This is a genomic window from Sphaerisporangium sp. NPDC049457 (assembly GCF_055586705.1).
In genome coordinates, this window is record NZ_JBVJHR010000006.1 from 326934 (window position 1) to 353515 (window position 26582).

Sequence of the window (26582 nt, forward strand, 5' to 3'; positions counted from 1 at the left end):
GCCGGCCCCGTCGCCCGCGCACAGGCCATCGCCCGCGCACAGGCCATCGCCCGCGCACAGGCCATCGCCCGCTCATGGGCCGTCGCCGCCTCACAGGCCGGCGGCCGGGCGACCGCCGGCGGCTCGGCTAGTAGGTGCACGCGATCTCCCTGGCCCGGGCGAGGTCGTCGTGGTTGTCCACTTCCACCCAGTCGACCTTGCCGATGGGCGCGACGGCGATCTTCTCGCCCCGGGCGACCATCTCGCCGTACCCGTCCTCGTAGTACTGCTGGGGGTCGCGCTCGAAGGTGGCCTTCAGCGCGTCGGCGAGGCGGGCCGCGGCCCCTGGCCGGATGAGCGTGGCGCCGATGTACTCGCCGAAGGCGTCGGCGGGGTCCATCAGCTTGGTGATGCGCCGCAGGTGGCCCTGCTCGTCCAGGGTGACCTTCATCTCTTCGTCGGCGAGCGACTTCACATCGTCGACGGCGAGCAGGATGTCGCTGGTCACGGGGGCGGACAGCAGCGTGTGCTCGACCGAGACGGGGTGGACGGTGTCGCCGTTCACCAGCAGGGCGCCCTCGGCGAAGTGGTCGCGCGCGCACCACAGGGAGTAGGCGTTGTTCCACTCCTCGGCCTTGTCGTTGTGCACGAGGGTGAGCTTCACGTCATGCCGCCGCTCGAGCTCGGCCTTGCGGTCGTGGACCGCCTGCGCCGCGTAGCCGACGATGACCACGACGTCCTTCAGGCCCACCGCTGCGAGGTTCCGCAGAGCGATGTCCAGGATCGTGGTGTCCCCGTCGACCGGCACGAGCGCCTTGGGCAGCGTGTCGGTGTACGGCCGCAGCCGTCGTCCGGCCCCGGCGGCCAGTACCATTCCCAGCAACGTGCACTCCTCAATGAAGCCAGAATCCGTAGGCCAAAGGTTAGTTGCCTGCGGGTGGTGATCGTGTAATCCGGAGTTCGCCTATTCCGTTACACGACCAAACGTTGGCAATGCCGGTGTCAGTCCTGGCCGCCCAGGTCGGCGGCCTCGACCCCGGAGCGCGGCGCGGCCAGCCAGCAGGTGACGCTCTCCCAGCAGAACAGCGCCGACAGGTAGAGCGCCAGCAGCGCGAACACCGGCGTGACGATGCCGAGCAGGGCTCCGAAGGCCACCAGCAGCATCCGCCCCTCCCAGCCAAGCCCCGCCGAGGCCAGCCACGGCGGCGGGTAGACGTGCTGGCGGTAACGGTAGACCACGTCGTAGTGGTGGAACAGCATCGCGCCGAGCACGGCGTACACCAGCACCCGCGGCACGCCCCACGCGAAGCCCACGCAGGCCACGAACCCGTACTCGGTGAGGCGCAGGATGGGCGGGACCAGCCAGTCGAGCCGCCCGTCATGCGGATGCGAGCTGCCGGGACCGGCCAGCATCAGCGCCACGGCGGGCGCGAAGACCGCCGGCCCGTCGGCGCCCGCGACGCCGAGGAACAGCATCACACCGGTCACGAACGCCCCCGCCAGCGCGGGCGGCAGCGGCGGGAGCTGGCCGGCGACGAGCACGCCCATGCCGCGGGCGAGGACGCCGTCGTCCCGGTAGGTCACCACCGAACTGCGCGGGACCCTCGTCATGTGCACCTTGGTCATGCTCAAAGAGACCTCGCGATCCGGCCGGTCAGCGTGTAGAGCGCCGCGAGCCCGCCCCACGCCAGCAGCGCCAGGAAGGTGACGTGCGCGTTGAACAGGCCCGCGGTCACCGCGATCAGGACCATCCGCTCACCGATCGGCAGGACGACGATCTTCTTCAGCCAGCGGGACGCGGTGTGCCTGTCGAGCCGCGCGGACAGCCGCACCACCAGCCCTCCCCAGCCACCCCGCCGCACCACGGGCCCGGACGCGGCCATGGTCGCCGACCCCGCCCCCGCCCCTGACCCCGCCACCGCCATCGCCGCTGCCGTCCCCGTCGCCGTCCGCCCGGCCGCCGTGGAGGACGGGGCGCCGGGAGGGTCGCGCCTGAACGGAACCGGCAGGTCGAGCGAGCCGGAGTTCCCTGGACGCTCCCAGATGGGGTCAACGCCCGCGGCGTCCGCCCGGGCCCCGGCGTAGGAGAAGTCGATCATGTGGCGGATGGCCTGGACCAGCATGGCGGCCACCGCGAGGGCCCAGATGCCGCCCGGCCCCGTGACGCCCCCGTCCACGGCGCCGGCGTACCCGACCGCCAGGCCGACGTAGACGACGTACTCCTTGACGCGGTCGAACGTGGCGTCCAGCCAGGCCCCCAGCGGCGAGAACGCCCGGCTGTAGCGGGCCAGCTGCCCGTCCACGCAGTCAAGGACGAACGACAGATAGAGCAGCACGGCGCCGGCCAGTTGCGCCCGCCGCTGCCCGGCCGAGAAGGCCACGGCCGCCAGGCCCGCCAGGCCCACCGACAGGCCGGTCACCGCGTTCGGGGTGAGCCCCAGCCGCGCGGCCGCCCGGACGACGTGCCCCGACCAGGAGCTCACCAGGAACGTCGCGACGAAACCGTCGTCGGACTTGACGGCGGCGGCCAGGCGGGCGCGGTCCTCGTCGACATCGGCCAGCCCGGCGATCGCGGCGTCGGCGTCCCTCTGCCCGGCCACCCTCTCGCAGTGCAGCCGCCCCAGTGGCACGGCCCGTACGGCCACACCGACTCTGACCAGCCCGGCCAGGAGCAGTTCGGTCACCTCGGCGTCGCCGGCGTCGCCGAGACGGCGGTCGCCCGCGAGGTTGGCCAGCTCTTCCGCCACCTCGGCGAAGCACGCCAGGTCGGCCTCGCCCACGTGCAGCACACCCCGGAAGCGGGCGTTCGGCTCCGACACGGTGTGGAAGGAGTTGCCCGCCGCGACCACCCGTCCCCGCTCGGCGCGCACCGGCGCGAGCGGCAGGGGCGGCGGGACCGGCGGAGACGGCGGAGACGACGAGGGCGAGGAGAGCGAGGAGAGCGACGTGCCGACGCGGGTCGGGAGATCATGCTGGGGGGCGATCAGCGCGCCGGTGCCCCGCGCCGGGTCGGCGAGCAGCAGGGCGAGCGCCTCGGTGTGCGCGACGAGGTCACCCGTGAACACGGCCACCGGGCCCGCGCCCGCCCGCGCGACGGCCGCCACCGCCCGAAGATCGCCGGTCAACCCCGAGCTGCGCACGACGTCACCCGCGCTCGCGGTCACGGGACCGCGCACGTACTCCGCCATCGGGTCGCTCGCGGAGCCCGGCACCGGGTCACCCGCGGACCCCGGCACCGGGTCACTCGCGGACCCCGGCACCGGGTCACCCGCGTACTCCGGCACCGGGGCGCTCGCGGTCGTCCGGGTCGACAGGGCCTGGCTGACGGCGGCCCTGGTGACGACGTGCACGGTCGTCACTTCGAGAGTGAGGAGCTGGTCGGCGAGCCGATCGACCAGCGTGCCCTCCGCGCAGGCCAGCCGGGACCCCGCGGTGGTGGCGAGGACCACGGCGACGGCCGGCGGCGCCTTCCTCGCGGACGGCTCCCCCGGACCGCGCGCGGACGTGGCCGGGCGCCTGCTCGGCGGCCTGACGGGGGGTGGGTACGCGGATTCAGGCAACCGGGGTCTCCTTCCGCGACCGAGGATGGTCCACCCCGCAAAGTAACCGAGCCGTCACGGGACTTGCAATCCCATCGCCCCTGTCGCCCCGGCGAGCCGCTGGTCACAACCTCTGGGAAACCCCCAGAGGTGATCAACATTCGGTCACGCAACGTGACCAACCCCCACCATCGGTCAGGCATCGGACAAGCCAGGCCATCCCCGCCCACCTGCGGTCGGCCGGCTCAAGGAGAGGAGCATCCGGTGTGGGACCCGGGTACGGGTCAGTAGGGTCGGGCGGTAGGGAGCATCCGAGGAGGACGTCGTACTTTGGCCGCACAGCAACCTGGTCCGTCACCAGCCCAGCCGGAGCCACGGCTGCGGACGGTCGGGGTGGTTCTCGCCGGGGGTATCGGGCAGCGCGTCGGACTGAACACGCCCAAGCAGCTGCTCAAGATCGCCGGTCGGACGATCATCGAGCACACGCTCGCCGTCTTCGACCGCGCCCCGGAGATCGACGAGGTCATCGTCCTCATGGCCCCCGGTCACGTCGCCGTCGCCGAGGAGATCGTCCGGCGGGGCGGCTTCCGCAAGGTGAGCAAGGTCGTGGAGGGCGGGGCGAGCCGGCCCGAGTCGACCTGGCGGGCGCTGAAGGCGCTCGGGGCCGAGGAGTGCGACGTGCTCCTGCACGACGCGGTGCGCCCGCTGCTGGAGCCGCGCATCATCTCCGACTGCGTCGAGGCGCTCAGGACCCACGTGGCCGTCGACGTCGCGATCCCGTCGTCCGACACGATGCTGGTGGCCGCGCCCGGCCCGCACGGGGAGGTCATCCAGGACGTCCCCGACCGTTCGCGGCTGCGGCGCAGCCAGACCCCGCAGTGCTTCCGGCTCTCGGTGATCAGGCAGGCGTACGAGCGCGCCTTCGCCGACCCGGAGTTCGAGCGGCGGCCGGCCACCGACGACTGCGGCGTGGTGCTGAGATACCTCCCGGACGTCCCCATCCGCATCGTGCCGGGCAGCGAGCACAACATGAAGGTGACGCATCGCGTCGACGTCCACATCGCGGAGAAGCTCTTTGAACTCTTCGGCGGCGCCGCTCCCGCCTCCCCCGGCCCGGACGCGTGCCGCCGCGCCCTCTCCGGCAGAACACTAGTGATCTTCCACCACGGCGACGGCGACGATGGCGGCGACGGCGGTCGTCGCGGCCTGGGCTCGGAGGTCGCGGCTCTGGCGGCCGGGTACGGCGCGAGCGTCCACTCCTTCTCGCGCGGCCGGAACGGCGTCCGCGTCGAGGACCCCGTCTCGGTGTCCGAAGCCCTCGACCGAGCGGCCAAGGAGAGCGGCCACATCGACTACGTCGTGACCGTCCCCGAAACGGTCAGCACGGGCAGAGCGGACGAGCCGCTCGGCGCGGACCGGCCGGGCGAGGCCGACGACCGGGCCGTGGCGGAGGTCGCCGGGGTGAGCTACCTGGGCCCGTACAACGTCGCCTGGGCGGCCCTGCGGCACCTTCGCGAGACGGGTGGGCAGTTGCTGCTCGCCACCTCACCGGGACGGGCGGGTCACGCCCTGGACTCCTCGGCCCGAGCCGCCGTGGTGAGCCTCACCCAGGCCCTCGCCGAGGAATGGGCCGAGCACGAGGTGCGCGTCAACTGCGTGAACCTGGAAACAGCGAACGTTTTCCCCTCCCCTGCCTCCGGCGACCGTCCCGCGCCGCCGCGCGTGGCCGCCCAGACCTTCATCGACCTGCTCGCCTCCGACCTGACCGGCCTCGTGGTCAGGCCCTCGCCGTCCTCCTAGCGCGATGACGGAAGGTGCGCCGGGTCCCCGCCGTAGAACGGCGCCGACATCCGCCGTCCACCATCCCGCCGACCCGGCGCCGATGGGAGGACTCCAACGGGCGGGCGGAAGGAAGCACCACGGCGGAGGGCAGCGGTCATCGCATCGGGGACCAGCGTGGACGCTGCACCGGTGTCCGGTCTCTCCTGAGAACCCCGGCGACCGGCGTGGAGGTCACGCCGGTCGGCGGGGTGGTCTTTACAGGGAGGGGGCGGTGGTGGGGTGGGGGGGTTTGCCTAGGCTGGGGGGGCTGGTCAGGAAGCCCCAGCCCCAGGAGAGGTGCATGGTGGCGTACACCAGTGGCAGACGGGCCAGGGCGGCGGGGGGAAGGCCCCGGCCGGTGGCCGCGGAGCCGGCGAGGATGGCCGCCAGGTACGCGCCGGGGATCAGCAGGGTTGGCCAGTAGAACGGCGACAGGAGCACCCCGAGCAGCATCGCCGCCACCGCCAGCGGCGGCGCCAGGTAGCGGAGGTTGATCGTGCCCTCGTGGGTGCGGGCCACGACCCGCCGCCAGCGCCCGTAGTGGAAGTACTGCTTGGCCAGGGCCTTGACGCTGGGCCGCGGCCGGTAGGTGACGCGCATGCGCGGCTGGAACCACACGAGGCCGCCGGTCTCGCGGATGCGGTGGTTCATCTCCCAGTCTTGGGCGCGCTGGAAGTGCTCGTCGTAGCCGCCGACGCGTTCGAGCGCCTCGCGGCGGAAGACGCCGAGGTAGACGGTGTCGGCCGGGCCCGCCTGGCCTCCGGTGTGGAACCGCGCGTTGCCCACGCCGATCTTGGAGGTCATGGCGCAGGCCACGGCCTGCTCGAACGGCGTGACGCCCTCGGCGGCCATGATGCCGCCGACGTTGTCGGCGCCGGTGCTCTCGAGCGTCTCGACCGCGACCTGGAGGTAGTCCTCCGGGAGCATGGCGTGCCCGTCGACCCGGGCGATGATCCCGTTGCGGGACGCCCCGATCGCGGCGTTGAGCGCGTTCGGCGTGCGGCCGGTGGGGTTGGGCACGACCGTCACGCGTGGGTCCTCCGCCGCGAGGGCGTCGGCGACCTCCTGCGTGCGGTCATGGGACGGGCCGATGGCGAGGACGACCTCGATGGGACCGTCGTAACGTTGGGCGAGAACCTGCCGGACGGCCTCGCGCAGGTGCCGCTCTTCGTTGAGCACCGGCATGATGACCGAGATCGGCGGCCAGACGCGAGTGGTCTGGCCGGTTCGGGGCGAGTCGGGGAACTCCTTCATGGCGGCGCTCACGCTACTGTACGAGCGGGTGGGGACGGCAACCCATCGGGCGGCGCGAGCGTCCTCACCGGTGACCGTTCGACGCGGAGGGGGCCACCAGGTGACCGACGACGACTCCGGCGTCCACGTCGGCGGAGACGCCTACGGCGGCGTCCGGCTGTCGCAGCGCCGCACGCGGCGGGCACGGGCGGGCGTGCGCGGTCTGGTCGTCACCGGCGCCCTGTCGAGCATGGTTCTCCTCGGCTCCGGGGTCCTGTGGTTCCTGTCGACGTACGCCACCAGCCAGATCAAGTCGGTCAACGCGGGCACGGCCGGGTCCGACCCCCGCGGCGCGATGAACATCCTGCTCGTGGGGGTCGACAAGCGCGACGACCTCACACGCCGCCAGCAGAACCTGCTCCACCTGGGCCGGGAGGTCGGCCAGCGCACCGACACGATGATGGTGATCCATCTTTCGGAGGACCATTCCAAGGTGACCGTGGTCAGCCTTCCCCGGGACAGCTGGGTCGACATTCCGGGCAAGGGCGCCCACAAGATCAATTCGGCGTACTCCCTGGGCGGCGCCCCGCTGGCCGTCCGCACCGTCGGCAGGGCCACGGGGTTGACCATCAACCACTATGTCGAGGTCAACGTGCTGGGGTTCATCAACGTCGTGGACGCCCTGGGCGGCGTCTCGGTCTGCACCCCGGTCGCGATCGACGACCAGCACACGGGGTTCAAGCTCCAGCCCGGCACCTACGAGCTCAACGGGGTGAAGGCGCTGTTCTACGCGCGCACCCGCGCCACCGCCCGTTCCGACCTCGACCGCATCGACCGGCAGCAGCAGGTCGTCTCGGCCCTGCTCCAGCGGGCGCTGAGCGGAGGCACCCTGGCCAACCCGGCCAAGCTCACCGCGCTGGTCTCCTCCACGCTGAAGACCCTCACCGTCGACCAGGCCCTCGCCCAAGACCTGCTCGGCCTGGCCGACCAGCTGAAGGACGTCTCCACCGACGACGTGGCGTTCACGACGGTGCCGCTGGCGGACGTGAACTACAAGGCGCCCACCGGCGAGTCGGCGGTGTTGTGGGACAAGACGGCGGCCCGCGACCTGTTCAAGCGCATCGAGGCCGACGAGCCTCTGATCAAGCCCGCCGCCGGCAAGTCCGCGAGCGCGTCGCCCTCCGCGTCGCCGTCGGCGTCGGCGGCCGGCGCGCTCACCGTCCCGCCCTCGCGCATCGCGGTCCGCGTCGTCAACGGCACCGCGATCACGGGCCTGGGCGCGCGCACCAAGAACGACCTGCTGAAGGTCGGCTTCCTGGTGCCGTCCCCGCCCGGGGACACCACGCCGAGGAACCACACCACCACCCTGGTGCGCTACCCGGCCGGGCGGGAGGACTCCGCCCGCACCGTCGCCGCCGCGATACGCGGCGCCGAGCTGCGCGAGGCGAACGTCCCCGGCATCGAGGTGATCGTCGGCAGCGACTACTCTGGCGCCAAGAAGGTCACCGTCAAGGAGACCTCGGCGCCGAGCACTCCGGCGGCCACGGCCGCCCCGGCGGCCAGGACGGCGACCGAGAACATCTGCAAGAAATGACGCCCGGCCACCTGCGGTGACACGGCCTTCACATGGTCGTTCACCTGGCATCTCGGGAAGAGAGCCGCCCCGTCTCACCGGGCCGGTGCCCGGTCCGCCGCGTGCGCGTACGAGATGAAGACGTCATAGTCCTCGAAATCTTGAGGCTTTTCGCGCTCCTCGCGCTCTCCAGATCGGTTCCGCCCGACACGCTGGAAATTCTGTCTTTCGTCCACGGCCGCCGCCATGTCGACGATTCCGTCGGAGACGAATCCCGTCGGACAGGTGGGCTTCACCCTCGGAGTGCCCCGGACGGCTTCAGTCGCTACGCGATGAAAAGGCGCACCGTCATCACGCGGCGGACGAACGAGGGAACCAGGCCGGCCGGGCGTGTGCCGTGCCTGGTTCCCCTGTCTGCGGGCCGTCGGGCCTCATCGTCGTCTGCCAGCGAAGAGGCTGCGGTAAACGGCGGTGATGAGCAAGAAGAGCCCACCGACGAGGACGATGGTGGCCACCACATTGATGGCGATGGGCGCGTCCTCAAGGAATTGCTGCTTGACGATGTTGCAGCCGACTATGAGCACCACATACACGTACCAAGGCGCCCACTTGCCGTCGTTCTCTTTGTTGTCGCTCACTATCGATCACCCGATCTGATCACTGACCGCACAGCGTGGTCAGCAGTTCTGCCGAATCTTCTCGGCACCCTCGCTGATCCGTTTCCCGTTCCCCGACAGCAGGTCCTTCGCGCCACTGATCACCTGGCGGGCCTTCGGAGAGTCTGCCAGGTCTTTCAGGGAGGTCTCCAGGTCGGAGACCGCGTTGGTAAGGTCTTCTGCCGCCGATTTGCGGTTCGACTCGTCCGCGTCCAGCCAGCGCTTGGCGGCCCTGCACGCCACGGCCTCCCCACCGGCCTGCGCGGCGTTGCACGCGGTCAATGACAAGGTGGCCAAGGATGAGGCGACGGCCAGCCCGGCGAGTGCCCTTCGCATTCTCTCTCTCGCTTTCTTCCACTGGAGTGGATTCCTGCGCGTACCGAAAGTATGTGCGTCGTGACGCCCGGCAGGCATCAGTGGATGGAAGGAGTGCGCCTCATCACTTCGCAGGATGCGGTTCGCGTCCGGCTGTGCTGGGATAAGGTCGTGTCAACGCGCGCAGCCCCCCTCGCGAAGATGCAGTTGCGGAACCTTCCCGAGTGGCAGCAAGACCTCGTCATCACCGGCAGCTCCGTCGTGATCGGCACCTTGCTCTGGATGGTGGGCTGGTATCCGCTCTTCTCCACCGGCATCACTCCGCCCGACTGGGTGCGGCCTGTACTTTTCGCCGGAATCTGCGTTCTGGAACTGTTCCGGCGGCGTGCGCCGATAGTGGCGCTGGCACTCGGAATCGCCCTGCTCGTCGCCGACTCGGTCTTCGGCGTCAGCATGGCCATGCTGATCGTGTTCGCCGACCTGCTGTACGCGGCGACGCTCTACGGCCCGCGCCGGATCAGCCAGGACATGATCCCGATCACCGCGATCGCGACCATCATCGCGGTCAGCGGCGCCCTGATCCTCGCGCCCAACCTGCGGGCGACCATCCTGACCGGCCTGGCGGCACTGCCCTTTCTGGTGGTTCCCGTCTGGTGGGCCACGAACATCCGGCAGCACCAGGAGATCGCCAACGCCGAGCGCAGGAACGCCGCCCAACTCGCCAAGATCGGCGAACTGGACCAGCGGGCGGCGATCGTCGCGGAGCGGGCGCGCATGGCCCGCGACCTGCACGACGTGATCGCCGGCCACCTGTCGGCGATCGCGATCCAGTCCGAGGCCGCCCTGTCGATGAACAACGCCGACCCGGACACCTCCCGCACCGTGCTGACCGCGGTGCGGGAGAACAGCGTCCGCGCGCTGGACGAGATGCGCGCGATGATCGAGCTGCTGCGGGCGGACGGCAGCGGGCTGGACGAGACCGCGGCGCCGGCGGGGCTGGACGAGCTGCCCACGCTCGTCGAGTCGGCGCGGGCGGGGGGCATGGAGGTCGAGGTGCACTCGGAGATCGACGCTCTCGAGATCCTGCCGGCCGCGGTCAATCTCACCGCGTACCGCATCGCGCAGGAAGCGCTGACCAACGCGATGAAGCACGCGCCGCACAGCCAGGCCCGGCTGGAGGTCCGGCAGCTCGACGGCGCCCTCACCGTCGAGGTGGTCAACGAGTTGCCAGAGACGCCGAGCGTGAGCAGCGGCACCGGCGCCGGTCTGCTCAACATGCGGGAGCGTGCCGCCGCCGTCGGCGGCTTCCTCTCCGCCGGGCCGTCCGACTCGAAATGGCTGGTGCGGGCGGTCCTGCCCGTGGTGCGCCCATGACGATCAGGGTGCTGGTCGCCGACGACCACGCGGCGATCCGCACCGGCCTGGTCCTGCTGCTGAACAACGCGCCCGACGTGGAGGTCGTCGGCGAGGTGGCCGACGGTGCCGCGGCCCTGCGGCAGGCGAGGGCGCTGCGGCCGGACGTGACACTGATGGACCTGCGGATGCCGGGGATGGACGGCATCGCCGCCACGCGCGCGCTCGTCGCGGAGCGGCTGTGCGAGGTGCTCGTGCTGACCACGTTCGACCTGGACGAATACGTCTACGCGGCGCTGCGGGCCGGCGCCGCGGGCTTCCTGCTCAAGTCGGTGGAGGCCAACCGACTCGTGGAGGCGATACGGCTGGTGGCCGCGGGCGAGGGCGTCATAGCGCCGCAGATCACCCGCAAGCTCATCAACATGTTCGCGTCCATCGAGGTGGCGCAGAGCAAGCCCGCGGTGAGCCTCGAGGAGCTCACCCACCGGGAGCGCGAGGTCCTGGTCTGCCTCGGCGAGGGGCTGTCCAACGCACAGATCGCCGGCAAGCTGTTCATCGGCGAGACCACGGTGAAGACCCACGTGTCGAAGGTGCTGTCCAAGCTGAAGCTACGCTCGCGGGTGCAGGCGGCGATCGTCGCCCAGGAGATCGGCCTGGTGGACGGGTAGGCGCGGGACCCTCCCATGGAGGGGGCCTTCCGTATGGACGAAGCTCCGCCCACGGACGGGCCCCGCCCACGCTCTGCCGCGCCGGACGGCCTTACCGCGAGGCCACCCGGCGGAAGGACCACATGCTCAGCGGCACGAAGACGAGGATGATCACCAGCGACCAAAGCATCGCGTAGCCGCCGGCATGCTCGGCGGGCCAGCCGGACGGCGAGGCGACGGCCGTGGGATTCGCGTTGCCGAACAGGTCGCGGGCCGCGTTGATCACGGCGGTCACCGGGTTCCACTCGGCCAGGACGCGCAGGGGGCCGGGCAGAGAGGACTCGGGGACGAACCCCGAGGAGATGAACGTCAGCGGGGTCAGCCAGATCAGACCGGCGCTCTGCGCCGCCTCGGGGCTCGGCATCCACAGGCCGATCAGCGCCCCGATCCACGACATGGCGAACGCGAACAACAGCAGCAGAAGGTAGGCGAGCACGGCGTCGAGCACGCTGCCGCGGATGTGCCACCCGATGAGCAGCCCGCACAGCGACATCACCGCCAGGGCGACGACGCTGACCGCGAGGTCGGACGTGGTACGGCCCATCATCACCGCGACCCGGGAGATCGGCAGCGACCGCAACCGGTCGACGATGCCCTTGCGGAGGTCGCTCGCGAGACCGACGACGGTGAAGGCGGAGTTGAACGCCAGCGTCTGCACGAGGATGCCGGCGAGCAGGAACTCCCGGTACGCCGGGCCGCCCAGCAGGCCACCGAAGATGAACCCGAACAGCAGCACGAACATGATCGGCTGCACCACGGCCGCGAACAGCCAGTCCACGCTGCGCCGCACGTGCAGCAGGTTGCGCCAGGCGATCATCAGCCCGTCGTTGACCGCCTTCGCCAGCGCCCTCATCACGACTCCTTGTTCCTGGACTCCGCCCGGCCACGCCGGAACCGCCGCTTGCTCGCTCCTTCGTCCGGCGCCGGCTTCTCGGGCGCCGCGTCCGGCTCCCGCTCGGTCAGCTCCAGGAAGACGTCGTCGAGCGTGGGCCGGTGCAGCGACACGTCGGCCACCCGCACTCCCTCGCCGTCGAGCCGTTTCAGGACCTCGATCAGCGATTTGGCGCCCACGTGCACGAGCACGTGCGCACAGCGCAGCCCCTCGTCCACCACCGGTTCCGCGGCGCCGACCTCGTTCAGCGCCGCGCGCACCGCGGGCAGGTCGGCCGGGTCGGCGACGGTCAGTTCCAGCCGCTCGGCGCCCGACCGGGCCTTGAGCTCCCTCGCCGTGCCCCGTTCGATGACCCGCCCGCGGTCGATCACGACGATCGAGTCGGCGAGCTGGTCGGCCTCCTCCAGGTACTGGGTGGTCAGCAACACCGCGGTGCCGTCGGCCACCAGTTCCCGCACCATCTCCCAGGTGTCGAGGCGCGAGCGCGGGTCCAGCCCGGTCGTCGGCTCGTCCAGCACCACGACGGAGGGCCTGACCACGAGCGCGCCGGCGAGGTCCAGCCGCCGGCGCATGCCGCCGGAGTAGGTCTTGGAGAGCCGGTCGGCCGCGTCCTCCAACCGGAAGCGGGCCAGCAGCTCACGTGCCCGCTCGGCGGACGCCTTCCTGCCGAGGCCGTAAAGCCGCCCCACCAGGTACAGGTTCTCGTAACCGGTGAGCATGTCGTCAACCGCCGCGTACTGCCCGGACAGCCCGATCGACCTGCGCACGTCGTCCGCCTGCCCGACCACGTCGTACCCGGCGACGGTGGCGGTGCCCGCGTCCGGCCGCAACAGCGTGGTCAGCACGCGGACCATGGTGGTCTTGCCGGCGCCGTTAGGCCCCAGCAGTCCGAGGACGGCGCCGGCCGGGATGGCGAGGTCCACGCCGTCGAGCGCGCGGTGGGCGCCGAAGGACTTCACGATGCCCCTGGCCTCGACCACGTCGGGGCTCATCTCATGCTCCTTCATTCGCCTTTCCCGGATTCGGTCGCGGCGGGAACAGGGTCAGTCGCAGCGGCCAGCCGACGAACCAGACGACGGTGACCACGGCGAGCTGGATCTGGAAGTTCCACAACGCCACGGCGTTCGCGTTCGGGCCGGCGACCAGGTGCATCACGCCCGTCAGCGCGGCAGTGATCACCAGTGCGGCGGCGCACCGGCCCCACATGCGCCACTCGTAGCGCACCTTCTCGGGCCCGTACCTCGGCGGGCGGGACGGTGGCGGGCCGTCGCCGTACCGGTGGGCGAACCTGGCGTCCGTACGGCGCACCAGTTCGGGGCCGAAGGCGACGCTGACGCCGAGATAGAGCGCGGCCAGGCTGTGCGTCAGACCCGCCGTGCCGCCGGTGGCCAGGTCGACGGCCGACACGACGACCAGCACCAGGTCCGCCAGCGGGACGCATAGGAGCAGGATCCCGCCCAGCCGCCTGCGGCGCAGGACGTAGCGGGACACGAGCCCCGCCAGGAGGACCACCCAGAACGCGATCTCGGCGCCCACGACGAAGGAGAGGATAAGCGGGTTCGCCGCATCCTGGCCGTGCGTCATAGGTCCGCGAGAAGGGAGAAGGGACGGTTCACGGCGAGGGCTCCGCGCGCGCCGGCACCGGCAGCGGGGTGTGCGGCGTGCCGGGCCGGTCGCCCACCGCGTGGGCGCCCCCGTCCACGTGCACGATCTCCCCCGTGGTCGCGGGGAACCACCCCGACAGCAGGGCGACGCAGGCCTTGGCGACCGGATCGAAGTCCTGATCGTCCCAGCCCAGCGGGGATCGGGCGGCCCAGTCGCGGCCCTCCTCCATCAGTGCCTCGTCCCCGCCGGTGCCGATGGACTTGGCCGCCATCGTCCGCAGCGGCCCCGCGGCCACCAGGTTGACCCGGATCCCAGCGGACCCGAGGTAGGAGGCGAGGTAGCGGGCGGTCGCCTCCAGTCCCGCCTTGGCCACTCCCATCCAGTCGTACTCCCGGTAGGCGCGCGAGGAGTCGAAGTCGAGCCCCACCACCGAGGAGCCGCGGCCGAGCATCGGCAGCACGCTGCGGGTCAACGCCTGCAGCGAGTACGCGGACACGTGCAGCGCGGTGGCGACATCGGGCCATTGTGAGGTCATGAAGTTCCCGCCCAGCGCGGCGGGTGGCGCGAAGGCGACGGAGTGCAGGACCCCGTCCAACCGCTCGACGTGGTCGCCCACGCGGTCGGCGAGCGTGGCGAGGTGCCCGGCGTCCGTCACATCCAGCTCGACGACGGGCGGCGGCTGGGGTAACCGCCGGGCCAGCCGTTCGATGAGGCTCACCCTGCCGTAGCCGGTGAGCACCACCCGCGCCCCCTCCTCCTGCGCCAGCCGCGCAACGTGGAACGCGATGGATGACGTGGTGAGCACCCCCGTCACCAGGATGTTCCTGCCTTTGAGCATGTCCATGCGACTTCCTTCCCGCCGATGGGTCTCGGACTCGCCGCGACAGCGGTGAGCGGGCGTCTACCTTTCCAGTACGTATCCGTCGCCGGCCCGAAGCGCGCGGGAGGCGCGCAGGTTCGCCAGCACGAAAGTGCGCTGCAGCCAGCGGTCGCGGCCGTCGTAGCGGGGCTGGAACGCCGACCGCCCGTGCACCGTCACCCGGTTGTCCACCACCGCGAGCTCACCCGCGCGCAGGCGCACCGACTCGTAGGAGTTCTCGAACAGCCCGCTGAGCTCGTGGACGGCCTCGACGGCGTGCTCGTTCACCGGCTTGGTGGCGGCCTCGTCGATCCGCAGGTCGGGATCGTCGGGGTCGCCGGCGAGCACGGCGTGCGGCTCGGCCGCGCCGGCCTTCTCCTCGAAGGACGGCGGGGCCTGCGTGAGGAACCACCGCGACGACAGCGCCTCGCGAGCCTGCTCGCTGAGCTTGGGCAGCACCCCGCGGGAGGAGCAGGTGCGCAGCTCCGCGATCCCCTCGTGGTCCTGGCGAACGCACAGGAGCAGCACGAAGTCGGGGCGGTGCGCGTGGAAGGCGTTCTCCGTGTGGAAGGTCAGCCGCACCGACCCCGAGTTCGCCTGCAGCCGCTCCCGTCCCGGCACCGGCACCACGTTCTGCACCAGCGCCCCGGACTTCTCCTTGCGGAACGCCACCGGGTCGCCGAGCGCGTGGGCGATCATCACCAGCGTCGCGGCGGACACCATGGCCTCACGCACGACCGAGCCGTCCGTCATCGGGGTGTCCGGCAGGTTCTCGGCGTCCACCGGGAGGTTGCGCACCAGCAGCACGCCGCTGTGCCCCGAGTCGCGCCGGTATTCGCGGAGCGCCCGGCGCAGCCCGACCGGCGCGTCCTCCCAGGCGCGCCGGGCGGCGGCCACCCAACCTGTGGCGTCCACCTGGCCGCCGGCGACCGTCACCAGCCGCCTGGCGATGCGGTCCATCTCCTGATGCTCGTCCCGATCAAGAGTGACGGTCGTGACGACGCCATTTTCGATAGCGGGCATGACCTCTCCTAGGAAAGAAGCTGCGATCGGCCGGCAAGGGGCCGGGCAGGAAACTCAGAGGGCTGGGCGCTACGCGGCGGGTCCGCGCGCGCCCACGTAGGTGACCCGGCCAGGGGGGCTGACCGGAGCGACGCCGACGAGCGACGCGATGGCCGCGAGCACCTGGTCCTGGTGCTCGCGCAGGTAGAAATGGCCCCCGTCGAACACCTGGTGGTGGCGGACCTCACCCGACTCGGTCACCTCCCGCCAGCCTCGTGCCCCCTGCTCGTCCACGTCGGGGTCGTCAACGCCGCGGAAAACGGCCAGCGGGGTGCTCACCGGCGCCGGGCCGGGGAGGCGGTAGGTCTCGATGGCCGTGTAGTCGGCCCGGATGATGGGCAGCAGCATGTCCCGCAGGTCCGGGTGGTCCAGGGCCGAGCTGCCGGCCGTCTCGTACTGCCTCACTTCCGCGATCAGGGCGTCGTCGCCCTCACGGTGCAGGGTTTTCGGCGTGAGCAGGTGCGGGGCCGGGCTGCCGGAGGCGATGAACAGCTCCGGCCGCAGGCCCTGTGCCTCGCACCGGCGCACCACCTCGTACCCCAGCACCGCGCCCATGCTGTGCCCGAAGAGGATCAGCGGGCGGCCGAAGAGCGGCCGGATCGCTTCGGACACCCGGTCGGCCAGCTCGGCCATGCTGTCGATGCACGGGTCGGCGAGCCGCTCCTCGCGTCCGGGGTACTGCACCACGTGGGCCTCCACCTCGGGGGGCAGGCCCCGGCCCCAGTCCCGGTAGAAACTGGCACTCCCACCGGCGTGCGGCAGGCAGACGAGGTTGAACCGGGCGGCGGGCCGGGGTTGCCTGGTCCTGACCCAGCTGGCGAGCAGACGCTGTTCGTTCTCGGCCATCGGCCGATACCTCCTCAAGGGGTTTCCAGTCGTGCGAGGGGACCGCGGTCAGCCGCCCATGGCCTCGATCAGGCTCTTCGGCCGCATGTCGGTCCAGTTGCGCTCGACGTACTCAAGGCACGCGTCCCGCGTGTCGGTGCCGAACACGATGGTCCAGCCGGCCGGCACCTCGACGAAGTGCGGCCACAGCGAGTGCTGGCCCTCGTCGTTGACCAGCACGTAGTAGGAGCCCTCGGGGTCCTCGAAGGGGTTGGTCATCGCTCCTCACTCTCCTTTGTCTCGGATCACGGCGGCGTTGATCGCCGCGGCCACCCCGTCGAGAACGTCCCGACGGGCCATCTCCTCGTGGGTGCTGCCGGTCTGGTGCACCTCGATCCGGCCGTGTACGTAGGGCCGCCACCGCTCCGGCGAGCGCACGCCCTCGTGGCCGGCGGCCCTGAAGAAGATCACGTCTCCGCGGAAGCCGCGCGGGACGGCCTCGAGCATGGCCTGGGTGTTGGACAGGTAGTTCTCCACCACGCTTCCGGCGAGCTCGCCGGTGACCCAGTCGTGGTCGCCCAGCTCGGCCCGGACGACGTCGAGGACGCGGGCGCGTCCCTCCTCGGTCTCCAGGTCGCCGGGCACCAGGCCGGTCCCGGCGAAGGCGTCCGCGAAGATCTCGGACCGGGTCGGCGCCACGGCCGACGGACCGGGGTAGGAGTCGAGCATCACCAGCAGGTCGACCTCCTCGCCCTGCTCCTGCAACTGGACCGCGATCTCGTGCGCGAGGTGGCCGCCCATCGACCAGCCCAGCAGGCGGTACGGCCCGTGCTCCCGGACCTCCCGGATCCGCTTGACGAAGTCGGCCGCCTTGTCGGCGAGCGACATGGCGCCGGCCGTGCCGGGCAGGTCCGGCGACTGCAGGCCGTACACCGGCACACGACGGTCGAGTGTGCCGAGCAGGCCGGCGTAGCACCAGCTCAGTCCGGACGCCGGATGCGCGCAGAACAGCGGGGGCAGGTCGCCCGTACGGCGCAGCGGCAGCAGCATGTCGAGGGCGCCGTGGCCGGCGTCCTCGCCGTCGAGCCGACGGGAGAGCGCCGCCGCTGTCGGGGCCTCGAAGACCGTGCGGGTGGAGAGCTCGGCGTTGAGCAGGGGCCGCACGGTGTTCACCAGCCGGGCCACCAGCAGAGAGTGCCCGCCGAGGTCGAAGAAACTCTCCTCCGGGCCGACCTTGTCCACTCCCAGCACCTCGGCGAAGGCCCGGCAGAGCAGGTCCTCGGTCACCGTCCGCGCCCCGCGCCCGGTTCCCGCGCCGACCTGTGGAACGGGCAGCGCACGCCGGTCGAGTTTGCCGTTCATCGTGACCGGCAGGGCGTCGAGGAAGGTGAACGAGCCCGGCACCATGGAGGCGGGCAGGTGGGCGGCAGCGAACCCCGCCAGCTTCGCCGCGTCCGCGGCCGCTCCGTCGGACGGCACGACGTAGGCCGCGAGCCGCTCGTCGCCCGGCCGGTCCCTGCGGACGACGACCTCGACCTGCTCGATCCCCGGATGGCGGGCGAGCACGGCCTTGATCTCCCCGAGCTCGATGCGCTGGCCCCGGATCTTGACCTGGTCGTCGGCCCGCCCCAGGTAGGCGATCGTGCCGTCCGCGTTCCACCGGGCGATGTCCCCGGTGCGGTACATGCGAGTGCCGGGCGGGCCGTAGGGGTCGGCCGTGAACCGCTCCGCGGTCAGGCCGGGACGGGATAGGTAGCCGCGGGCGAGCTGGTCCCCGGCGAGGTACAGCTCCCCCAGCACGCCGGCCGGCACCGGGCGCAGCGCCGCGTCGAGGACGTAGGCGCGGGTGTTCCACACCGGCCTGCCGATGGGCACGGTGGCGTTGCCGGGCTCGCACTCGTAGAAGGTCACGTCCACCGACGCCTCGGTGGGGCCGTACAGGTTGTGCAGTTCGGCGCCGAGCAGGCTCAGGCAGCGGTCGGCGGCGGCGGGCGACAGCGCCTCCCCGCTGCAGATCACGCGCCGCACCACCCCCTGGCAGGTCGCGGCGAGCGGCTCGGCGAGGAATGCCTCCAGCATCGACGGCACGAAGTGGAGGGTCGTGACCCGGCGAGCGCGGATCTCGCTGGCGAGGTAGGCCGGGTCCCGATGGCCGTCCGGTCGTGCCACCACCAGGCCGGCGCCGGTCATCAGCGGCCAGAAGAACTCCCAGACCGAGACGTCGAAGCCGTACGGCGTCTTCTGCAGGACGCGGTCGGCGGGCGTCAGGCCGTACTCGGCCTGCATCCATTCGAGCCGGTTGACGATCCCCGCGTGCGGCACGGCCACGCCCTTCGGCGTGCCGGTCGAACCCGAGGTGTAGATGACGTACGCGAGGTTCGCGGGCGTCAGCGCGGCCGGCCGTTCGGTGTCGTCGAGGGGGTGGGACGGTTGCGCCGCCTGCGCGTCCAGCACGCCGGGGTCGTCCAGGGCCAGCACGGTCACGCCGTCCGCGGGCGACAGCCGGCCCGCCGTGGCCGTGTCGGTGATCAGGCAGGCCGGGCGGGCGTCGCGCACCATCAGCGCGATGCGCTCGCCGGGGTGGTCGGTGTCGAGGGGCAGATAGGCCGCCCCTGACTTGAGCACCGCGAGCAACGCGACCACCAGGTGCGCCGACCGGGGCAGCGCCACGGCGACCAGCCGCTCCGGCCCCGCGCCGTGCGTCACGAGCAGCCGTGCGAGGCGGTTGGCGCGGGCGTGCAACTCAGCGTAGGTGAGGACGGCTTCGCCCTCGATCACGGCGACGCCGTCCGGCGTGCGCGCCGCCTGACGTTCGAGCGCCGCGGTGAGCGTGCCGCCCCGCACCGGGTGCGCCGTGTCGTTCCAGGTGCGCAGCACCCGCTCCCGCTCGTCGCCGTCCAGAAGGTCGAGCCGGCCGATCGGACGGTCCGGGTCGGCGGCGATCGCGACCAGCAGGCGCTCGGTCCAGCCGGCGAGCCGTCGCACCGTCGCGGCGTCCACCAGGTCCGGCCGGTACGCGAGGCGCAGAGTCAGCCGCCGGCCCGGCACGCCGAGGACGGTGATCGTGAAATGGGTGGCGTCGCGCGCCTCCATGTCCACGATGCGCACGCCGCCCGACAGCGTCGGGGCGTTCTCCACGCCCACCGGGTAGTTCTCGAATACCAGCACCGTGTCGAACAGCTCGCCGAGCCCGGCTCGCCGCTGCACGTCGGCGAGCCCGACGTGCTGGTGCGCGATCAGCGCCGTCTGCGCGCGCTGTAACTCCGTCAGCAGCCGGGCCGGCGCGTACCCCGGCCGCCACCGCACCCGCACGGGAAGGGTGTTGATGAACAGCCCGATCATCCGTTCGACTCCGGGTAACTCCGGCGGGCGTCCGGACACCGTGCCGCCGAAGACCACGTCCGTCCGGCCCAGCAGCCGCCCGAGCGCCAGTCCCCACGCCCCCTGCACGATCGTGTTGATCGTCCAGCCGCGGCTCCGGGCCACCGCCGACAGCCGGTCGGTCAGCTCCTCCGGCAGTTCGACGGTGATCTGCTCCGGCAACGCCGGTGCGCCGTCCGGTGCTGCGGAGGAGACCACGGCCGACGACGAGAGCAGCGCCGGTTCCAGCTCGCCGTCCCCCTCGTCGAGCAGGCGGGTCCAGGCGTCCAGCGCGACCTGGCGGTCCTGGCGGGCCAGCCAGCGCAGGTAGTCCTCGTAGGGCGCGACCCGGGGCAGCGGCTCGTTCTCGTACAGCGAGAACAGCTCCTCCAGCAGCACCGGCATGGACCAGCCGTCCACGGCGATGTGGTGCAGGGTGAGCGCGAGCCGGGACGCTCCGCCGGGCAGCCGGAACAGCGTGAACCGGACCGGCAGGTCCTCGTCGAGGATGAACCTGCGCAGCCGCTCGGCGTCGTAGCGCCGGTGGAACTCCGCGTCCGCCTCCGTCGCGCCGAGCCCGGACAGGTCGACGCTCTCCCAGGGGGGCGTGGCTTCCCGGCGCACCACCTGGACCGGCTCGTCCAGGCCCTCGTGCACGAACACCGCGCGCAGCACGGCGTGGCGGCGCAGCAGCGCGCCCGCCGCGGCCCGCAGCGCGGCCTCGTCCACCGGGCCGTGCAGTTCGACCACCACCTGGACCGTGTAGAAGTCCAGGCCCTCGGTGTCGTACTGCGCGTGGAAGAGCAGGCCCTGCTGCAGCGGCGACAGCGGCAGGACGCTCTCGATAGGCGAACCCGTCACGGCTTCTTCCCCCTCAGCTTCGCTTCGAGCAGGTCGAGTTGCTGCTGGGACAGTGACACCAGGGACACGTCGGAGGGCGTCAGCCCGCCCGCCTCGGGGTCGCGCGCGTGCTCGGCCAGGGCGTCGAGCGCCTCGCGCCACAGGGCGCCCAGCTCGGCGACGTCGTCCTCGCCGAGCAGCGCCGCGGGCCAGGCGAGGCTCGCGCTCAGCCGTGGTCCGTCCGGGGTGTCCTCGGTGACCGCGTTGATCTCCAGCGCGTGCCCGAACGGGAGGCCGCCGTCGCCGACCTCCGCGTTCGTGCGCGGATCGCGGACCGGCGTCCAGTACGTTCCGGTGTCGTCGCCGCCGGTGGCCATCCGGCCCAGGTAGTTGAAGGAGATCCAGGGCGTGGGGAGCGCGGCCAGTTCCGCGGCCGTGTCCGGGTTGAGGTGGCGCAGCAGGCCGTAGCCGAGGCCATGGTCGGGCACCGACCGCAGCGACTCCTTCACGCCCTTCAGCGCCGCGCCGAGCGCGGGTCCGGCGGCCCGTACGTCCTCCCAGGCCAGCGGCGGGACGTCGACCCGTACGGGATGGATGGCGGTGAACCAGCCGACCGTGCGGGACAGGTCCACGCCCGGGGCGATCGCGTCCTCGTGACGTCCGTGGCTCTCCAGCTCGACCGCGAGCCCGCCGGGCAGGTGGTCACCCCTGCGGCCGAGCCACTCGCGTACGGCGAGGCCGAGGCCGGTGAGCAGGATGTCCTGCACGCCGACGTGGAAGGCGGCGGCGACCGTGGTGAGCAGTTCCCTCGTCCGTTCGATCCCGATCTCCACGGTGCGGGTGCGGGCGGTGGACAGGGTGTCGCGCCGGGGATCGGGCCGCTCCGGCCCGCTGCCGGTCCGTCCGGCCGCCTCGCGCCAGTACGCCAACTGCCCACTCCAGCGCGGGTCGCGCGCGGCGTCCGCCAGCAGCGCCGCCCACCGGCGCAGGGACGTCCGCACCGGCTGCAGCTCCGGCTCGGCGCCGGCCGCCACGGCGGTCCAGGCAACAGCGAGGTCGGGGAGCAGGATGCGCCAGGACACGCCGTCGACGACGAGGTGGTGGGCCATGAGGAGCAGCCGGCCAGGCTCGCCGGGGCCGGCGTCGAACCACACGGCCCGCAGCATGACGCCCCGCTCGGGGTCCAGGCCGCGCCGGGCGATCTCGCCGTGGCGGGTGGCGGCCTCGGCGAACGCGTCGTCGTCCAGCCCCGCCGCGTCGACCCGGGTCACCAGGTCGGCCGCCTGTACCGAGCCCGGCGGCAGGATCACCGGCGACCACCCGGCGTCGAGGCGCATCCGCAGCGCGTCATGATGGTCGAGCACCGCGGAGAGCGTCGCCACCAGGCGCTCCTCGGTCATCCCCGGCGGTACCGCGACCACGTACGACTGGTTGAAGCCGTTGATGGGGCCGCCGCCGTCCTGGAGCCAGCGCATGATCGGGGTGGGCGGCAGCGGGCCGACCCCGTCGTCTTCGAGCGGCACGCTCTGTTCGGTGACGGGTTGGGCGACCGCGGCCAGCGCGCGCACGGTACGTCGTTCGAACACCTCGCGGGGAGTCAGCACCAGCCCGGCCTTACGCGCCCGGCTGACCAACTGGATCGACACGATACTGTCGCCACCCAGGTCGAAGAAGTCCTCCTCCGGCCCCACCCGGTCCACCGCCAGCACATCGGCGAACACCCAGGCCAGCGTCTCCTCCACCGCGCTCAACGGCACCGCCGTGCCCGCCTCGACGGCCTCCCGCTGCGGCGCGGGCAACGCATCGCGATCCAGCTTGCCGTTGACCGTCAACGGCAACGCGTCCACCACCATGACCACCGACGGGACCATGTACTCCGGCAGCTCCATGGCCAGCGCTTCCCGCACCCGCCCGACATCGGGCTGTCCACCGGCGGCGGTGACGTAGCCGACCAGGCGGCGCTCACCCGGACGGTCCTGCCGGACCACCACCACCGCATCAGCCACCGCCGCCTGCCGGGTCAACGCCGCCTCGATCTCGCCCAGCTCGATACGGAACCCGCGCAGCTTCACCTGATCATCGCCACGCCCGACGAACACCAACTCCCCGGCCGCGGTGCGACGGACCAGGTCCCCGGTCCGATACAACCGCGCCCCGGGCGGGCCATAGGGGTCGGCGACGAACCGTTCACCGGTCAGCGCCGGCCGGCCCAGATAACCCCGGGCCAGACCGCTGCCCCCCAGATACAGCTCCCCGACCACCCCGGCCGGCAGCAACCGCAACCGCTCATCCAGCACATACGCCCGCATGTTGTCCATCGCCGAACCGATCGGCAACGCCGCCGGCAACGGCCCCTCAGGCAGATAGCAACGGGTCGCGAACGTCGTGGTCTCGGTCGGGCCGTACACATCCACCACCGCTACATCCGGACAGTGCGCACGCACCCGCTCCACCGCGGCAGGCGGCACGACCTCCCCGCCCGTCCACACCTGGCACACCCCCCGCAACGCCGCCGGCGCCTCCTCCGCCACCAGCCGAAACAACCCGGTGGTGAGGAACACCGACCGCACGCCGAACCGCTCGACCATGCTCTCCAGGGTGTCCAGCTCCAACCGCCCCGGCGGAGCGACCACCACGGTCCCACCGTTCAACAACGGCACCCAGATCTCGTAGGTCGCCGCATCGAAAGCATGCGAGGAATGGAACAACACCCGCTCATGACCCCGCTCGAACGAGGCGTCCAACGCCAGCTCCACCACGTTGGCGTGACTGACCGCCACCCCCTTCGGCCGCCCCGTCGACCCCGAGGTGAACATCACATACGCCAGCCCAGCAGGATCAACCGGCCCAGCAGGATCGACCGGCTGATCGGCGACCACGTCGCCACCAGGATCGACCGGCCGAGCAGCGACCACGTCGCCAGCAGGATCGACCGGCTGATCGGCGACCACCTCCCCACCCAGATCCCCCCACGTCAGAACATGCGCGGGCAGGATCAGCCCCTCAGGCAGATCGTCACGATCGGTGATCAGCACCGACGCCGCGACATCCTCCAAGATGAGGTTCAGCCGCTCAGCCGGGAAGGAGTCGTGCAACGGCACATACACCCCACCCGCCTTCAGCACCGCCAGCATCGCCACCACCAGACCAGCCGAGCGATCCATCAGCAACGCCACCGGCGTCTCGGCACCCACCCCCACCCCGGCCAACCGCGCCGCCCACCGCGACGCCAGACCGTCCAGCTCCCGATACGACAACGTGCCGGTCACCGCAGCCACCGCCGGCGCATCCGGCACCCGCGCCACCTGCTGGGCGAACAGCTCCAGGATCGACACCACCGGACGAGGCTGATACTCCACAGCGGTCAACTCGGCCCGCTCGGCCGGCTCCAGCACCTCGACCTCGCTCAGCCGCACCGCCGGATCAGCCGCCACCTGCTCCAGCACCAGCCCCAACCGCCGGCCCAGCGCCTCCACCGTCACCGCATCGAACAGATCAACGGCATACTCGATCACCCCTTCCATCCCCGCCGGGGCGCCGGAGGCGTCGGTGATCTCGTTCATCGCGATGACCAGGTCGAACTTCGCCAGCCCGCTTTCCGCCGCTTCGACGGCGATGTCGAGCCCGGGCAGGTCGAGGTCCGGCCGGGGCGTGTTGTCCAGCGTGAACATGACCTGGAACAGGGGGTGGCGGGTCAGGGACCGGTCGGGTTCGATCACCTCGACCAGCCGGTCGAAGGGCAGGTCCTGGTGCGCGAACGCGGCCAGATCCTCCTGCCGCACCCGCTCCACCAACTCCGAGAACGAGGGGTCGCCGGAGGTGTCGGTCCGCAACACCAGCGTGTTCACGAAGAACCCGACCACATCGTCCAACGCATCGTCGGTGCGCCCCGCCACACCGGTGCCCAGCGGAATGTCAGTCCCCGCACCCAGCCGCGTCAGCAACGCCGCCACCGCCGCCTGCACCACCATGAACGTGCTCGCCCGGCACTCACGGGCCACGGCGGTCAGCCGCGCGAACGTCTCCTGGTCGAGTTCCCACGGCACCCGCCCGCCCCGATAGGACGCCACCGGCGGACGCGGCCGATCGACCGGCAACTCCAGCGTGTCCGGCAGACCCGCCAACCGCTCACGCCAGAACCCCACCTGCCGCGCCGCCAGACTCTCCCCGTCCTCCTCAGACCCCAGCACCTGCCGCTGCCACAGCGTGTAATCCGCATACTGCACCGACAACTCACCGAACCCCGGCACCACACCATCCAGCCGCGCCCGATACGCCGTCTCCAAATCCCGCATCAACGGCGCCAGCGACCAGCCGTCCCCCGCGATATGGTGCAGCACCACCACCAGCACATGCTCATCCCGGCCCAGCTCGAACAGCCAGACCCGCAGCGGCAACTCGACGGCCAGGTCGAACCGGCAGGAAGCGGCGGCGGCCACCCGCCCGGCGACCTGTTCCGGAGTGACGCGTTCGGTGCGGGTGGTGCCAGCGAGCATGCCCGCCGCGACGTCCGGGGCAAGGACGTGCTGGTAGGGATGGCCGTCGATGTCGGGGAACAACGTGCGCAACGCTTCATGCCGACCGGCCACATCAGCGAACGCCGCCACCAGCGCATCCCGATCCAGCGCCCCGGTCAACCGCAACGCGATCGGAATGTTGTACATCCCGCCCGACTCATCCAACCGATTGAGGAACCACACCCGCTGCTGAGCGAACGACAACGGCAGCACATCCGGCCGAACCACCCGCTCGACCCGCGCCCGCCCCCCAGCCACCTGAGCGCTCTCCACCAGCTCAGCCAGCCCCGCCACCGTCGGCGCCTCGAACACCGCACGAATCGGAATCTCCACCCCCAGCACCGACCGCACCCGAGCCACCACCCGCGTCGCCAGCAGCGAATGCCCACCCAACTCGAAGAACCCGTCATCCACCCCGACCCGCTCAACCCCCAGCACCTCGGCGAACACCCCGCACAACGCCTGCTCCACCGCAGTACGCGCCGCCCGCCCCTCCGTATGCGCGGGCATCTGCGGATCGGGCAGCGCCCGCCGATCCAGCTTGCCGTTGGCGTTCAACGGGAACGCCTCCAACACCACGAACGCCGCCGGCACCATATAGCCGGGCAGCTTCCGCGCCGCCAGCTCCCGTGCCTGCCGCACGTCCACCGGCCCGGTCAGGTAGGCCACCAGGTGCACATCGCCGCGCCGGTCCGGCCGGGCGACCACCACCACTTGGGTCACCCCTGGGCACCCGGCCAGGACCGTCTCGATCTCGCCGAGCTCGATGCGATATCCCCGCACCTTGACCTGGTCGTCCAACCGGCCCACGTACTCGATCTCACCCGAAACCGACCAGCGCACCAAATCCCCGGTCCGATACAACCGGCCACCCGCCGGACCGAACGGATCAGCCACAAAACGCTCCGCGGTCAACCCCGGACGCCCCACATACCCACGCGCCAAACCCCGCCCCGCCACATACAACTCACCCACCACCCCCGGCGGCACCGGACACAAATTCCCATCCAGCACATACACCCGGGTATTCGCCAACGGCCGCCCCGTCAACGCCGCCTGCGACAACTCCCCACCACCCGGCGCCGACCGCCACGCCAAACAATAAACCGCCGCCTCCGTCGGCCCATAAATATTCGCGATCTCCGCCCCCGGCACCACCCGCCGCACCACATTGAACACCGACGCCGGCAACCCCTCCCCCGCCAACACCACCCCCGCCACATCCAACCCCACACCCGCCGCCAACACCTGCCCGAACACCGACGGCACCCCCGACACCAACCCCCCCGACCAACCACCCCGCTCCACCAACGCCGACAGATTCTCCACCACCTCCACACACCCACCCACCGACAACGGCGCAAACAACTCAAACACCGAAACATCGAAATTCAACGACGTCGACAACAACACCGAACCCAACTGCTCCGCCGAAAAAAACCCCCC

19 protein-coding genes are annotated in these 26582 nt (G+C 71.5%); 4 read left to right on the plus strand and 15 right to left on the minus strand.

The annotated features are described in order from the left end of the window. Positions 1-127: 127 nt before the first annotated feature. From ACZ6QO_RS12335 to ACZ6QO_RS12345, 3 genes are all read right to left on the minus strand, one after another. A complete protein-coding gene (locus ACZ6QO_RS12335; protein ID WP_465850123.1) occupies positions 128-862 on the minus strand; it encodes a phosphocholine cytidylyltransferase family protein in 735 nt (244 codons plus the stop codon). A 119-nt stretch (positions 863-981) separates the two neighbouring features. Beyond that, positions 982-1590, minus strand: coding sequence for a DUF5941 domain-containing protein (locus ACZ6QO_RS12340; RefSeq protein ID WP_465850124.1), 609 nt, complete (start codon positions 1588-1590; stop codon positions 982-984). A 17-nt stretch (positions 1591-1607) separates the two neighbouring features. Then, entirely contained in the window at positions 1608-3539 is a 1932-nt protein-coding gene (locus tag ACZ6QO_RS12345; RefSeq protein ID WP_465850126.1) for a CDP-alcohol phosphatidyltransferase family protein, read from the minus strand. Positions 3540-3911: 372 nt separating this feature from the next. Here ACZ6QO_RS12345 and ACZ6QO_RS12350 point away from each other — a divergent pair, with 372 nt between their 5' ends. Then, complete coding sequence (locus tag ACZ6QO_RS12350; protein ID WP_465850128.1) at positions 3912-5318, plus strand: SDR family oxidoreductase; 1407 nt, start codon at positions 3912-3914, stop codon at positions 5316-5318. 237 nt (positions 5319-5555) lie between these two features. On the opposite strand, the gene ACZ6QO_RS12355 is transcribed toward ACZ6QO_RS12350, so the two are convergent. Next, complete coding sequence (locus ACZ6QO_RS12355) at positions 5556-6593, minus strand: glycosyltransferase family 2 protein (protein WP_465850170.1); 1038 nt, start codon at positions 6591-6593, stop codon at positions 5556-5558. Positions 6594-6663: 70 nt separating this feature from the next. On the opposite strand from ACZ6QO_RS12355, the gene ACZ6QO_RS12360 reads away from it, so the two are divergent. Continuing rightward, complete coding sequence (locus ACZ6QO_RS12360; RefSeq protein ID WP_465850130.1) at positions 6664-8166, plus strand: LCP family protein; 1503 nt, start codon at positions 6664-6666, stop codon at positions 8164-8166. A 410-nt stretch (positions 8167-8576) separates the two neighbouring features. On the opposite strand, the gene ACZ6QO_RS12365 is transcribed toward ACZ6QO_RS12360, so the two are convergent. Further along, positions 8577-8783, minus strand: a complete 207-nt coding sequence (locus ACZ6QO_RS12365; RefSeq protein ID WP_465850131.1) for a hypothetical protein — start codon at positions 8781-8783, stop codon at positions 8577-8579. 39 nt (positions 8784-8822) lie between these two features. Further along, entirely contained in the window at positions 8823-9089 is a 267-nt protein-coding gene (locus ACZ6QO_RS12370) for a hypothetical protein (RefSeq protein WP_465850133.1), read from the minus strand. Between the two features lie 228 nt (positions 9090-9317). Here ACZ6QO_RS12370 and ACZ6QO_RS12375 point away from each other — a divergent pair, with 228 nt between their 5' ends. Then, the gene (locus tag ACZ6QO_RS12375; RefSeq protein ID WP_465850134.1) at positions 9318-10490 is read left to right on the plus strand and encodes a sensor histidine kinase; all 1173 of its coding nucleotides are present in this window, start codon (positions 9318-9320) and stop codon (positions 10488-10490) included. After that, positions 10487-11137, plus strand: a complete 651-nt coding sequence (locus ACZ6QO_RS12380) for a response regulator (RefSeq protein WP_465850136.1) — start codon at positions 10487-10489, stop codon at positions 11135-11137. Before ACZ6QO_RS12375 ends, ACZ6QO_RS12380 begins: the two co-directional genes overlap by 4 nt. A gap of 91 nt (positions 11138-11228) precedes the next feature. Here ACZ6QO_RS12380 and ACZ6QO_RS12385 read toward each other — a convergent pair whose 3' ends face one another. The 9 genes from ACZ6QO_RS12385 to ACZ6QO_RS12425 form a co-directional block, all read right to left on the minus strand. Further along, complete coding sequence (locus tag ACZ6QO_RS12385) at positions 11229-12029, minus strand: ABC transporter permease (protein WP_465850137.1); 801 nt, start codon at positions 12027-12029, stop codon at positions 11229-11231. Continuing rightward, the gene (locus ACZ6QO_RS12390; RefSeq protein ID WP_465850139.1) at positions 12029-13060 is read right to left on the minus strand and encodes an ATP-binding cassette domain-containing protein; all 1032 of its coding nucleotides are present in this window, start codon (positions 13058-13060) and stop codon (positions 12029-12031) included. The genes ACZ6QO_RS12385 and ACZ6QO_RS12390 overlap by 1 nt, the downstream gene beginning before the upstream one ends. 1 nt (position 13061) lies before the next feature. Next, positions 13062-13604: a hypothetical protein gene (locus ACZ6QO_RS12395; protein WP_465850141.1), complete on the minus strand. Its 543-nt coding sequence runs from the start codon at positions 13602-13604 to the stop codon at positions 13062-13064. A gap of 76 nt (positions 13605-13680) precedes the next feature. After that, positions 13681-14517, minus strand: a complete 837-nt coding sequence (fabI, locus tag ACZ6QO_RS12400; RefSeq protein WP_465850142.1) for an enoyl-ACP reductase FabI — start codon at positions 14515-14517, stop codon at positions 13681-13683. A gap of 57 nt (positions 14518-14574) precedes the next feature. Beyond that, positions 14575-15555, minus strand: a complete 981-nt coding sequence (locus ACZ6QO_RS12405) for a TauD/TfdA family dioxygenase (protein ID WP_465850144.1) — start codon at positions 15553-15555, stop codon at positions 14575-14577. A 69-nt stretch (positions 15556-15624) separates the two neighbouring features. Beyond that, positions 15625-16440 (minus strand): thioesterase II family protein, encoded by an 816-nt coding sequence (locus ACZ6QO_RS12410; RefSeq protein WP_465850146.1) that lies wholly within the window; start codon positions 16438-16440, stop codon positions 15625-15627. 48 nt (positions 16441-16488) lie between these two features. Further along, the gene (locus ACZ6QO_RS12415; protein WP_465850148.1) at positions 16489-16698 is read right to left on the minus strand and encodes an MbtH family protein; all 210 of its coding nucleotides are present in this window, start codon (positions 16696-16698) and stop codon (positions 16489-16491) included. Between the two features lie 6 nt (positions 16699-16704). Further along, on the minus strand, positions 16705-20640 hold the full coding sequence (locus ACZ6QO_RS12420) for an amino acid adenylation domain-containing protein (RefSeq protein WP_465850149.1): 3936 nt from the start codon (positions 20638-20640) through the stop codon (positions 16705-16707). Next, entirely contained in the window at positions 20637-26549 is a 5913-nt protein-coding gene (locus tag ACZ6QO_RS12425) for an amino acid adenylation domain-containing protein (protein ID WP_465850171.1), read from the minus strand. Before ACZ6QO_RS12425 ends, ACZ6QO_RS12420 begins: the two co-directional genes overlap by 4 nt. Positions 26550-26582 lie beyond the last annotated feature (33 nt).